Origin of the sequence: Agarivorans sp., from assembly GCF_050295395.1 — a bacterium.
GTDB lineage: Bacteria > Pseudomonadota > Gammaproteobacteria > Enterobacterales > Celerinatantimonadaceae > Agarivorans.
Genome location: NZ_JBNKPP010000175.1, coordinates 1 through 11,568 on the forward strand (window position 1 = coordinate 1; position 11,568 = coordinate 11,568).

Sequence of the window (11,568 nt, forward strand, 5' to 3'; positions counted from 1 at the left end):
GCAAGATGTGATTAACATAGTGCTTAGAGGTTTAGGTTTGAGCTTAAACACCTAAGCAAACAGCGGTTTGTGTAGTTTCATCTTTGAGCATAGTTCAAGTTCTTGAAATAGCCTAAGAACTTAGGCACAAGTTGAAAAGGCAAGCCGCTAGATTGGTCCATATAAGGCGTTTAAGAGTGAATTCAACTGTTGGCGCTCTCAGCTTAATGTGAAATTTAGTGTTAATGCTGCAATGGATTAGTTAAGGTGTTCGCCTTACTCGCAGCTTAAGCAGGCATTTGGTAAATCGACAGTTATGAGTCAAAGAATTATTGAAGTTGTTGATTATCGGCAGCAATGGCGGGAAGATTTTGTCAGAGAAAAACAGCTAATCAGCTCAGTTTTAACAACAGCCAATATTAATGCGATACATCATATCGGTAGTACGTCGGTTGAAGGCTTATGTGCCAAACCCATTATCGACATTCTTTTGGAAGTGAAAAGTCTAGACGTTTTAGATGACCAATCAGAAGAGATGGTTTCTCTGGGGTATGTTGTTAAGGGCGAATTTGGTATTCAAGGCCGTCGTTATTTCCAAAAAGGCGGAATACAGCGAACTCATCAGGTTCATGCGTTCTTAGCTAACTCTCCGGAGGCTACAAGGCATCTCGCATTTCGTGACTATTTAAGGGCTTTTCCTGATGTCGCACTTAAATATGGCGAAATAAAAAGGGCGGGAGCAGCGATTTGTAACCATGACATAGATGTTTACATTGATTATAAAAATAGTTTTATACAAGAATACGAAGCTAAAGCAGTAAGGTGGCAAAGCGAGCTAACCAATCGCATCCGTTGACCCAAGTACATACCATAAATTTTTACAACTGTGTTTAGCTCTACCATGGAGTAATTGATATTGAAGGAAGTTGAAGCGTTTTGGATTAATTCTTTCACCCAGAATGGAACCGGTGGAAATCCTGCTGGCGTGGTGCTACATGCCGACCACTTATCCAACGACGAAAGATTACAAATAGCCCAAGCTGTTGGTTATTCTGAAACTGCATTTGTATCTCGCGATGACGAGGTCGATTTTGCGCTGGCTTTCTTCACGGTAACCGGTGAAGTTGATTTTTGTGGGCACGCCACCTTAGCTGCGTTTTCAACAATGTATCAAGCGGGCATCATAACCGAAGGTTCATATCGCCAAAGAACTAAAGCAGGAATACTTGCGGTAACCATAGAGGCAAATGGTCATATAGTTATGGAGCAGAAGCTACCTGAGTATCGCGGAGAGTTTAGTTATGAGCAGATATCAGCCTTAATTGGGCTGGACTCAATAATACTTGAGTCTACTCGGTTACCGATCGAGGTCATTTCAACAGGCTTAGCAGACATGATAGTGCCTGTACCATATGGGTATCTCGATAACATTCAAGTGAATCAAAATTTAACCAGTGACTTCTGTAAAAAGTATGATGTTGTCAGTATTCACGCTTTTGAATTGTGCGATCAAACCAGCATGCTGACAGCAAGTTGTCGTAACTTTGCTCCATTGTTTGGTATTCCTGAGGAGTCTGCGACAGGGAGTGCCAGTGGTGCCTTAGCCTGTTACTTAAGTAAACACCTTAGTCGCACACTTTTGAATGACTTTACTTTTGAGCAAGGTCGGGCAATGGAATGTGTTTCAAAAATTACAGCGTCGGTTGAGTCTAGCGAGCTGGGTATAACTAAGGTGAGCGTTGGTGGTTTTGCTCATAACGTTGGTAGGCAAACCATCCATTTACAATAAGCATTTAAGAGCGATTCTCAATGCTGGGTATTTGGGTCTTCGCCTTGGGTTTGTATTTGCGATGTAATGGTTTAGGGGACGGCGCCGTTCCTAGTGACTTTTGTATACAAGGAGGCGACGGTGCAAATTTGTCAATCTAACCGCTTGATTGTGCGGCGGCTGGTGCCTGAGGACGTTTCTGTATTGACCGACATTCTTAGTGACCCAGACGTGATGAAGTACTCGATTCGCGGCGTTTGTGATGAGGTCGCCACTCGTCATTTTATTGAATGGTGTTTAGCTTGTTATCAATCACATGGCGTTGGGCCATGGGCTCTTATCGATAAAAAATCTTCTGAACTGATTGGCTTCTGCGGTGTTGGCCCAGAATCGGTCGGCGGTGTTGAGGAAATCAGTCTTGGTTACCGGCTGGCGAAGAATTATTGGAATAAAGGTTTTGCATCTGAGGCTGCTAAGGCCGTTATTAAGTATGTTTTCGATAATCGCTTATTTGACTCAGTGGTCGCTATTATAGAGCCAGAGCATGTCGCATCGCTGAAGGTGGCTGAGAAGGCGGGGTTTTCTAGTTTCAATGTAGTAGAGTTTCATGGGCGGCCAGTGAGACTATATCGACTGACTAAACAACAATGGAAAACAAAAAACATGCACGCAACAAGCCGGTGAGAGCTGGTGTAATGCAAAATTAAATCTGTACCGGAGTACCCATGACAAGCCATTTCGACATTATCGGAGCCCCCTTCAATCAACTGGGTTTTGTGACAAGCCAAGAAAACACGGTTGATGGGTTACGACGAATGAACGAAATATCATCGGTTGGTCTTACCGATTGGATCCAAATCAGAAATGATAGATGGGGCGCTGATATTATTGACCAAGGGGATGTGGAAGTCAGCGATGAAGTTCATGGTTTGATTTCCAAAGGTAACAAAGATGAAGCCTTGCGAATTTATTCTAGCCACCTCAAGGAACAAGTATTGGGGAGTTATATGAATAATCGCGTCCCCATTATCATCGGCGGTGACCATTCGATAGCGGTAGGTACAATTCAAGCTGCGTTAAGCCATTACCAAAAGAATCGAGGTAAAAAAATTGCGATTGTTTGGGTAGATGCTCACGCTGATTGCAACAACACTCTCGACAGCAATTTGCACGGCAAGCCCTTGGCATTGTTAATGAATCAATATGCTCACAATGGCTGGTCTGTTCCTTATGATGTCGCGTTAAAGCCTCAAGATGTGTTTTATGTGGGGCTTAGAGATTTAATGCTCTGTGAGTACGAGCTTATTGAAAGACTTAAGATAACCAACTTCGACATGATGTGTATCGAGCAGAAAGGCTTTAATACTGTAGTTGGCACCTTAATGGAAAGATTAGAGAGCGAGTATGACGGTATTTACCTGTCATTCGATTACGATGCTTTAGATGGTTCTCTATTCCGTGCATGTGCGACGCCTAATGTTGGTGGTTTAACTGCGAGAGAATCGTTGTATTTAGTTCATTCAATTGCTTCGAGTGACAAGTTTATTGGAGCTGAGTTTGTTGAATATCTCCCCGAGCGCGACAGCAGTGGTGCATCAAAGGAGCTAATGATTAAACTTATAGATGCCGTCTGGGGTTTTAAGTCGTAAATTCGTATAACAAATTGCTTAAGCTTTTAGCTAACGCTCAGCATGCTTGTCTTCGCCTTGGGTTTGTATTTGCGGTGTAATGGTTTAGCTTGAGTGGCGGTATTGCTCAACGCTTACCGCTGCATTAAATAATTATTGGAATGTTCAGTGCTATTAATTCGAGAAATGACCATTTCTGATTACCAAGAAGTAATCAGTCTTTGGAGGCGTTCAGAAGGGATGACTCTTCGAGATGCCGATTCCAAGGAAAATATTGAAGCCTACTTGGCCCGCAACCAGGGTTTGAGCTTTGTTGCTGTTGACAGCAATGCTATTGTTGGCGCCGTGCTTGCGGGCACGGATGGGCGTAGAGGTTACTTACAACATTTAACGGTATCCTTAGGTCACCAATCAAAAGGAATTGGGCGTCAATTAGTTGAGAGTGTTGTATGTGCTTTGGACCGTTATGGAATATCTAAAACTCACCTTTTTGTTCATGACAGCAACAAAAATGCTCAGCAGTTTTATCAGAAAATGGGATGGTTTCCCCGAGATGAGGTACGAATGTTTTCCTACAACTCATCGTTAAATGTAGAAGTGTAATTGGCCAAAACCTTAGTCCCCAAGATGCTGGTGGGTTGCTAACGAAAGAGGTCTTTTGTCTTGGTAGGCCAAGAACTCAGTTTTCTACTGGTTCATTGATGTTTAGGCCGTCTAGACCTTGTTTCTTATGGTGGTTTAACCGGTTACGAAAAGTGGGCCTAACTATACCGTACCTGCGGTATTCCCGACCCACACTTTAAATTTCTTTGTCTAGCTCAATTTACTTTAAGCGCGGTCTAATTTGTTGTTCATAGGCTTGCCTATGAATCACACCAATAAGTGTTGTTTTAAGCTAGTCAGGTCGACGCAGAGCTTAGTTCGCTGCTGTAACTGGGCTAGGGTTGGTTTTTTTCGCGAATATGCCACCCGCTACGATGCCGGAAAGCCCCAATACCGTAGAAATAATGCCCTTGGTTTTAGCTTGCTCGATGGCACTGCTCACGCCAAGTTCTTGCATTAGCTCGTTACTGGCTCCGCCAAACAGTGTTCCTAGCGCTTCAGTTTGTTGTTGTGCTTCTATAGCGTCCATGATTTGTAGGCCACCAACTAACAGCACAATGGCACCAATCACAATCAGTACAATTCCAATGATTTTTGCGTTTCCATTCTTATCTCTTTTATTTGTAAATCGTTACCCCTACGGTAACGTGGCTGATTATAGGCTAAGGGTAATATTCTAAAATTATATAAGTATCTGTTTTCCATTGCTTTTATGTAAATTAAAGGCTTGCTTATGCGGCGCGTTGTTGGGCTGAATATTTACCGTTTGGCGATGTTCGAGCCTACATCGTCAGTTTTGATTTAAGTGCGGTTATCCGCTAATTAGGTTGATTAGCTCAACAACTTATTGGGGTTTTATTAAATTTTTATCAATTGGCGTGAATGCAGCAAATTTAGCTGGCTAGCGTGGTTTAATCAGGTGTTAAATAGCTCGTTAGTTATTGAATTGTTAATTGAAATCAGTTGAACTACAAGTTGCCACTAGGCTGAGTGGCGAATTATATGGATTTACAGGAGGTAGATTTGTCACAACTAGCTGATGAACCGCGTATTTGGATAGCCAACCCTATGGCAGTATTTAGCGGCGCGATGAGTGGGGAAGACGCAGAGCGAGATTGCCGAGGTGGGGTGGTGGTGCAAGGGACACGCATTGTGGAATGTGTCGCAGGCGGCCAACAAGCAAGTCTACCAGTTGATCAAATTGTCGATGCCAGCGATGCGGTATTACTGCCGGGCTTGATTAATACCCACCACCATTTTTATCAAACCTTGACCCGTTGTGTGCCCTCGGCGATCAACCAAGAACTATTTCCATGGTTGCAAAGTCTTTATCCGATATGGAGTGGTTTGAGTGATAAGCACATTGAAGCCGCGACCGAGTTGGCCTGCTGGGAGTTAATGCTAAGTGGTTGCTCAACGGTGGCCGATCATCACTATGTTTTTAATCAAGGTCTGAGTGAGGCCATTGATATTCAAGCCGAGGTGGTAGGACGCTTGGGGTTAAGAGCTACCTTAACTCGCGGCAGCATGAGTTTGTCACAAAAAGATGGTGGTTTGCCGCCTGATTCGGTGGTGCAAACCGAGCAGCAAATCTTAGATGATAGCCTGCGTTTGGCTCGGCGTTATCATGACGCCGCCGAGGGAAGCATGCTGCAATTGGCCTTGGCACCTTGTTCCCCATTTTCGGTAACTGAAGATTTAATGCGTGAAACGGCGATATTGGCGAAGCAACAAGGCTTGCGCTTGCATACCCACCTTGCCGAAACCATCGATGAAAATGAATTTTGTCTGCGCAAGTTAGGCATGCGTCCGGTTGATTATTTAGAGCACTGTGATTGGATGGGGCCGCAAACTTGGCTAGCTCATGGCATTCATTTTAATTCGGAAGAGATCCATCGCTTGGGGCAGCATCAAGTGGGCATTGCTCATTGTCCTACCTCAAATATGTTATTGGCTTCGGGAATTTGTCCCACCCTAGATTTGGCTGCCGCGGGTTGTAAAGTCGGTTTAGCGGTAGACGGCTCGGCCTCTAACGACGGCTCGAATATGGTTCAGGAATTGCGCCACTCCTTGTTGCAGCAGCGCTTGCGTTATGGTGCCAGTAAGATTACCCATCAACAGGTACTGCATTGGGCTACTCAAGGCAGTGCTGAGGTACTGGGGCGTCAAGACATAGGGGTATTAGCACCGGGTAAACAGGCTGATTTAGCCTTGTATAAGTTAGATGAGTTGCGCTTTTCTGGTAGTCATGACCCTCTAGCAGCCTTGGTATTATGTGGAGCTAGCGAGGTAAGTAAGTTGATGGTGGCAGGGAAGTGGGTGATAGAAGATCCCCTGCAAACTCGTGAGCAGTTAAACGAGTTAATCAGTCGTCATCAACAATTGGCCAAGCAATTACTCGCTTAAGCCAGCATTAGATAAGCAGTAAAGCCGTTGCCAAGGGCTTTACTGCATGTGTTTAGTTTTCTAAGAGTTCATGGTCTTTCGGTAATTGGTTGGCCAGCCATATCACCAGTTTATGGCGCATTTCTGGTCCGCTTTGCTTGTCTTTCGGCAGAGGGGTGATGCGCTTGTCTTCGGCTAAAAGCATGTACAAGGCTTCCACTTTGTCTTTTTCTGAAATGCCGGGAGGAAATTTGGCGAAGCCACGTTGTAGAGCGTATACCTCGCCGATTTGAATGGCTTTTTTGAGCAACTGTGCTTCATGCTTGAATTTTTTCACTAAGGGCCTCACTGCTTCGAATTTTTCTCAACATACGGTAAAGCTCGTTGTATTCATAGGGCTGAGTTCACTAAAAGCTAAAAGTAATCTGAAAAACAAAATATTAGCGCTTAACGCATAATTATTGAACGACACATGCTGAAAAATTAACCATGGGTTAATGGCGCATAATAAAACGCGAGCTGGCGCAATAAGCAGGTTAGATTTTGCGGCTATCTTATTTCAGGATAAACAATTTAGGAGCAAGCAAATGTTTAAAGTGACTAAGGTAGCAGAGAACCGTCTTGATATTGCGTTTGGTGGTAAGTTAGATAGCAACGAAATGAAAGCGGCTTTGGATGAATTGCAACAGCAGGCCGAAGGAATAGAAGATGGCGTGATGTTATACCGGATTGAAGATTTTGCCATACCCACTTTAAGTGCCATGGCAGTAGAATTTACTCGTTTGCCGGAGATGTTTGCAATGATTCGACGTTTTAGTAAAGCGGCGGTGCTGTGTGATAAGCAATGGGTGCAAACCATTAGCGAGTTAGAAGGCAAGTTGCTCCCTGGTTTAACCATTAAAGCTTTCGATATGGACCAGCAACAAGAAGCAGAGCATTGGCTGCGTAGTTAATTGTTGCCTTAGCCAGATACACTTTAGCCTGCTAGGCTTGAAGCAAGTGTTGCCAAATTAATGAGGCTAAATATGAAAAGGATAAGCGCTGTTTGCTTAACTACAGTGGGTTTGGGCTGCATGCTGGGCTCGGCTTGGGCCAGTGTGGCCACAATAGTTGCAGTGGAAATGACTGAGCAAGCGTCACAGCGTTGGCAGATTTCAGTATCTTTGCTGCACGATGATAGCGGCCCGGACCATTATGCCGATAAGTGGCGGGTCGTTGACGAGCGAGGTCAGTTACTAGCAGAGCGAACAATGCTGCATCCGCATGTGGATGAACAGCCTTTTACCAGCAGCCTAGAGTCTGTGCTCATTCCTAAGACAAGTTCTGTGGTTTATATCGAGGCTCACGATACTCAGAGCGCTTGGGCTCCGCAGCGTATAGAACTTGACTTATCGCAAACCAAACAAGGTTATGTTCAATGGGAAATGCCAAAATAGCCGCTGAACCTTAGCATAAGAAAAAGGCTTCCAGAGGAAGCCTTTTTATCGAGCTCATGTTTGCAGTAGCGTTTAATTGGGCAAGGGTTTAAATGCTGCCGAGCTATTAAGTTCTTTACGTCGCTCTGCCATCACTAATAACAAGCGTTGCAATGCGATAAAGCCGAACAGTAAGATACCAACAATAATTTTGGTCCACCATGAGCTTAAGGTGCCATCGAAGGTGATGTAAGTTTGAATTAAACCTTGAATCAATACCCCAAACATCGAACCAAATACTGTTCCAACCCCGCCAGAAAGTAGCGTACCACCAATGACTACAGCGGCAATGGCATCTAATTCTACACCTATGCCAGCCAGGGGGTAGCCAGCTGAGGTATAGATGGAAAAAACTATCCCGGCGCAGGTGGCTAAGAAGGTCGATAACATATAGATGCCAATGGTGGTGCGGCGAACGGGCACGCCCATTAAACCAGCTGAGTTAGCGTTGCCGCCAATGGCATACACGTTGTTACCAAAGCGGGTTCTGTGGGCTAATAACATACCTAGGGCCACAATCACTAACATGATTACTGCCATTAGGCTAAGCCTGCCACCGCCCCAGATATGCCATACGGTCCGAGAAAGCTCCTTAAAGAAGGGGTGTTGAATAGGAATGGATTGCTCGGAGAGTAAAAAGCTACTGCCGCGCAAAAAGAACATGCCTGCTAGCGTCACGATGAACGCTGGGATCTTTAAGGTATCAATAATCCAGCCCATGAAACCACCAAACAGCATGCCCATAACCAATACAATCATAATGGCTAGTTGCGGTGCCACGCCCCAATCACCGATCATTTTAGCTAAAAAGACTCCAGTGAAAGCGATAACTGAACCCACCGAGAGGTCGATCCCTCCAGAGAGAATTACGAAGGTCATACCTACCGCCAAAATACCTAAGAAGGCGTTGTCGGTGAGAATGTTACAAATGACCCGAGTGCTAAGAAAAGCAGGGAATTCCATGGCACAAAAGATGTAGCCGAGCAGGAAAACCCCAATGGTAATGAATAAAGGAAAGTTACGTTTGATCATGATTTCTGCTTCCCTTTGATGAACTTAATAACCGCTGGTGATTGCATTACCAGCACTAACAAGACCACTATTGACTTAACAATATGGTTCCACTGAGGCTGATAGCCTGAGAGAAGAATACCGGTGTTAATGCTTTGAATAATGAAGGCGCCAACTAACGCTAGTAGTAAGTTGAAGCGGCCTCCCATTAGTGAGGTGCCACCAATGACCACCGCCAAAATGGCATCCATCTCTAGCCACAGTCCGGCGTTGTTAGCATCGGCGCCTTTGATGTCGGCCGCCACCACAATACCAGCCAGTGCCGCCATTAAACCGCTAATAGCGTACACGCTCATCACAATGGCAGGCGTATTAATACCGGCGTTTTTGGCAGCCTTAATATTAATGCCTACTGATTCAATAAATAGCCCAAGAGCGGTTTTTTTGGTTAAACACCAAATACAGATGGCTGCGATAATCAATAGCACAATGGGAGTAGGGAGCAACAGTAAAGAGCCGCTACCAAACCAAGATAAAATATCATTATTGAAAGTAACAATTTGTCCTTGGGTTATCAGTTGGGCAATGCCGCGACCAGCCACCATTAAGATCAGTGTGGCCACAATCGGCTGGATCTTAAATACTGCCACCAGTAAACCGTTCCATAAGCCACATACCACACCAGAGAGCAGGGCACATAGCAGGATAACCCCCGGCGAGTAATCTTGCGAGGCCATGCTGGCCAATACTGCGCCACTAATGGCCATCACTGCACCCACCGAAAGATCGATGCCTCCGGTGGCAATCACTAAAGTCATGCCGATGGTGAGCAGTGCCACAGGGGCACCGCGGTTAAAAATGTCTATGACACTACCAAACAGCCGACCATCTTGAATATGAATAGAAAAGAAGTTGTCGGCAATAATGGCATTAATTAAAAACAACAGTAGTAAGGCGGCCACCTGCGGCGCGCCTTTGGGTAGAGTAAACTTGCGTTTATTAGCAAGCTTGACTGGGGTAGAGGTATTATATGCTGTCATTTGAGCCTCACATCGCTATCGCTTGCATAATGGCGGGAACAGAAAGATCTTCCGTGGGAATTTCTGCCACCTGTTTTCGGTCACGTAGCACAATGACTCGGTCGGCATAGCCTACTAGTTCTTCCAACTCTGATGAGATCACTAACAAGGCAAGTCCATTGGCGCACAACGATTCAATTAAACGAATAATCTCGGCATGGGCACCTACGTCAATACCGCGGGTGGGCTCATCTAGAATGAGAAACTTAGGTTTGGTGAGTAGCCAGCGCGCCAATAGGACTTTTTGCTGGTTACCACCAGAAAGGAACTCGATGGGTTGTTCGATATTGGGGGTTTTAATGTCCAGTTGTTTAATGAAACGCGCCGATACTTGTTCCTGCTCGGTGCGCGACAAGGGCTTAAACCAACCTCGCTGTGCTTGTAGTGCCAAAATAATATTTTCACGCACCGAGGCTGCACCAATGATACCGTCGGTTTTCCTGTCTTCTGGGCAAAACCCAAAGCCCATCAGCGAAGCCTGACGTGCTGATTTGATTTTTACCGGCCGGCCTTTGAGTTTACAAGTTCCGCTGTCGTTAGGGTCAATGCCAAAGATCACTTTCGCCGTTTCGGTTCGACCAGAACCCAGTAAACCAGCTAAGCCAACAATTTCGCCAGCGTGCACTTTTAAGTCGAAGGGCACGATACTGCCTTTTTTACCGTAGTCATTAAATTCAACTACCGCTTGGTCACTTAATTTGGTTTTGCCAGCACGTTTCAGCGCATTATCTTCTAGCTCTCGACCTAACATTAGTTTGATCAATTCGATTTGTGGTAGCTGCTTAGTCTCATGAGTTCCCACTAATTGACCATTGCGCAATACGGTGATGCGGTCGCTTACCTCGTAGACTTGGTCGAGGAAGTGAGTAATAAACACCAGACTGACACCTTTATCTCTCAGGTCACGCATGATGCCAAATAGCATTTTCACTTCACCACTGTCTAAGCTGGCGGTGGGTTCGTCGAGGATTAATATCTTGGCTGATAAAGAAATAGCCCGCGCGATGGAGATAACCTGCTGAATAGCGACTGAAAAATTGTTGAGAGCCTGAGTGACATCTAAGTTAAGGCCATAACTTTTAACGATGGCTTCGGCTTGTTTAGCCATGGCTTTACGGTCAACTAAACCCCATTTTTTGGGTTCGTTGCCAATGAAGAGATTGTCCATGACCGACATATTAGGTAGTAGATTTACTTCTTGGTAAACCGTACCTATGCCTAATTGTTGGGCATGGGCGGTATCTTGTGGAGAAATGAGTTCCCCTTCGAGAAAAATATCGCCGTGATCGCGTTGATATACGCCGGTTAGGGTTTTCACTAGCGTTGACTTACCTGCGCCATTCTCCCCGAGCAAAGCCATGATCTCGCCTTTTCTTAAAGAAAAATCGACATTTTGTAAGGCTTTTACACCAGGGAAGTGCTTGCTAACTCCCTTAGCGCTTAAAATAGTTTGGGTACCGTCACTGGTTGAAGACATAAAAACTCCGCCAGCCTCTCAGAGAATAAATTACACCCACTGAGAGGCGGTTATTTATTATTAGTAGCCTAAATCTTTTTTCATTTCTAATTGCGTTGGTGCATCTTTAGGTAAATATAATTTAGATTCGGTTACTATTTTTTTCGGTGGTTGAGCACCAGTG

13 protein-coding genes are annotated in these 11,568 nt (G+C 44.9%); 8 read left to right on the plus strand and 5 right to left on the minus strand.

The genetic code is table 11. From position 1 onward, the window contains the following. The first annotated feature begins 295 nt into the window (after nucleotides 1-295). From ACQY6Q_RS10540 to ACQY6Q_RS10560, 5 genes are all read left to right on the plus strand, one after another. On the plus strand, nucleotides 296-835 hold the full coding sequence (locus tag ACQY6Q_RS10540; RefSeq protein WP_427981147.1) for a GrpB family protein: 540 nt from the start codon (nucleotides 296-298) through the stop codon (nucleotides 833-835). A gap of 60 nt (nucleotides 836-895) precedes the next feature. After that, nucleotides 896-1,768, plus strand: coding sequence for a PhzF family phenazine biosynthesis protein (locus tag ACQY6Q_RS10545; protein WP_427981150.1), 873 nt, complete (start codon nucleotides 896-898; stop codon nucleotides 1,766-1,768). 120 nt (nucleotides 1,769-1,888) lie between these two features. Then, nucleotides 1,889-2,431, plus strand: a complete 543-nt coding sequence (locus ACQY6Q_RS10550) for a GNAT family N-acetyltransferase (protein ID WP_427981153.1) — start codon at nucleotides 1,889-1,891, stop codon at nucleotides 2,429-2,431. A gap of 41 nt (nucleotides 2,432-2,472) precedes the next feature. Then, the gene (locus tag ACQY6Q_RS10555) at nucleotides 2,473-3,396 is read left to right on the plus strand and encodes an arginase family protein (protein ID WP_427981155.1); all 924 of its coding nucleotides are present in this window, start codon (nucleotides 2,473-2,475) and stop codon (nucleotides 3,394-3,396) included. Nucleotides 3,397-3,543: 147 nt separating this feature from the next. Next, a complete protein-coding gene (locus ACQY6Q_RS10560) occupies nucleotides 3,544-3,978 on the plus strand; it encodes a GNAT family N-acetyltransferase (RefSeq protein WP_427981158.1) in 435 nt (144 codons plus the stop codon). A 313-nt stretch (nucleotides 3,979-4,291) separates the two neighbouring features. On the opposite strand, the gene ACQY6Q_RS10565 is transcribed toward ACQY6Q_RS10560, so the two are convergent. After that, a complete protein-coding gene (locus ACQY6Q_RS10565) occupies nucleotides 4,292-4,570 on the minus strand; it encodes a hypothetical protein (protein WP_427981176.1) in 279 nt (92 codons plus the stop codon). A 431-nt stretch (nucleotides 4,571-5,001) separates the two neighbouring features. On the opposite strand from ACQY6Q_RS10565, the gene ACQY6Q_RS10570 reads away from it, so the two are divergent. Beyond that, nucleotides 5,002-6,384, plus strand: coding sequence for an 8-oxoguanine deaminase (locus tag ACQY6Q_RS10570; RefSeq protein ID WP_427981161.1), 1,383 nt, complete (start codon nucleotides 5,002-5,004; stop codon nucleotides 6,382-6,384). A gap of 52 nt (nucleotides 6,385-6,436) precedes the next feature. On the opposite strand, the gene ACQY6Q_RS10575 is transcribed toward ACQY6Q_RS10570, so the two are convergent. After that, on the minus strand, nucleotides 6,437-6,700 hold the full coding sequence (locus tag ACQY6Q_RS10575) for a DUF5062 family protein (protein WP_055731354.1): 264 nt from the start codon (nucleotides 6,698-6,700) through the stop codon (nucleotides 6,437-6,439). Between the two features lie 250 nt (nucleotides 6,701-6,950). Between ACQY6Q_RS10575 and ACQY6Q_RS10580 the strand changes: the two genes are divergently transcribed. Next, on the plus strand, nucleotides 6,951-7,316 hold the full coding sequence (locus ACQY6Q_RS10580; protein WP_427981164.1) for an STAS/SEC14 domain-containing protein: 366 nt from the start codon (nucleotides 6,951-6,953) through the stop codon (nucleotides 7,314-7,316). 72 nt (nucleotides 7,317-7,388) lie between these two features. Next, entirely contained in the window at nucleotides 7,389-7,799 is a 411-nt protein-coding gene (locus ACQY6Q_RS10585) for a hypothetical protein (RefSeq protein ID WP_427981166.1), read from the plus strand. A gap of 72 nt (nucleotides 7,800-7,871) precedes the next feature. On the opposite strand, the gene yjfF is transcribed toward ACQY6Q_RS10585, so the two are convergent. The 3 genes from yjfF to ytfR are packed head-to-tail and all read right to left on the minus strand — an operon-like array spanning nucleotide 7,872 to nucleotide 11,405. After that, nucleotides 7,872-8,870, minus strand: coding sequence for a galactofuranose ABC transporter, permease protein YjfF (gene yjfF / locus ACQY6Q_RS10590; RefSeq protein WP_427981168.1), 999 nt, complete (start codon nucleotides 8,868-8,870; stop codon nucleotides 7,872-7,874). Continuing rightward, entirely contained in the window at nucleotides 8,867-9,889 is a 1,023-nt protein-coding gene (gene ytfT / locus ACQY6Q_RS10595) for a galactofuranose ABC transporter, ATP-binding protein YtfT (protein ID WP_427981171.1), read from the minus strand. The genes yjfF and ytfT overlap by 4 nt, the downstream gene beginning before the upstream one ends. Nucleotides 9,890-9,896: 7 nt before the next feature. After that, nucleotides 9,897-11,405: a galactofuranose ABC transporter, ATP-binding protein YtfR gene (ytfR, locus tag ACQY6Q_RS10600; protein ID WP_427981173.1), complete on the minus strand. Its 1,509-nt coding sequence runs from the start codon at nucleotides 11,403-11,405 to the stop codon at nucleotides 9,897-9,899. Nucleotides 11,406-11,568: the final 163 nt, after the last annotated feature.

Coding starts and splice junctions, on each gene's coding strand:
- ACQY6Q_RS10540 (WP_427981147.1), top strand. CDS start 296: ATGAGTCAAAGAATTATTGAAGTTGTTGATTATCGGCAGCAATGGCGG.
- ACQY6Q_RS10555 (WP_427981155.1), top strand. CDS start 2,473: ATGACAAGCCATTTCGACATTATCGGAGCCCCCTTCAATCAACTGGGT.
- ACQY6Q_RS10580 (WP_427981164.1), top strand. CDS start 6,951: ATGTTTAAAGTGACTAAGGTAGCAGAGAACCGTCTTGATATTGCGTTT.
- ACQY6Q_RS10585 (WP_427981166.1), top strand. CDS start 7,389: ATGAAAAGGATAAGCGCTGTTTGCTTAACTACAGTGGGTTTGGGCTGC.
- yjfF (WP_427981168.1), bottom strand. CDS start 8,870: ATGATCAAACGTAACTTTCCTTTATTCATTACCATTGGGGTTTTCCTG.
- ytfT (WP_427981171.1), bottom strand. CDS start 9,889: ATGACAGCATATAATACCTCTACCCCAGTCAAGCTTGCTAATAAACGC.
- ytfR (WP_427981173.1), bottom strand. CDS start 11,405: ATGTCTTCAACCAGTGACGGTACCCAAACTATTTTAAGCGCTAAGGGA.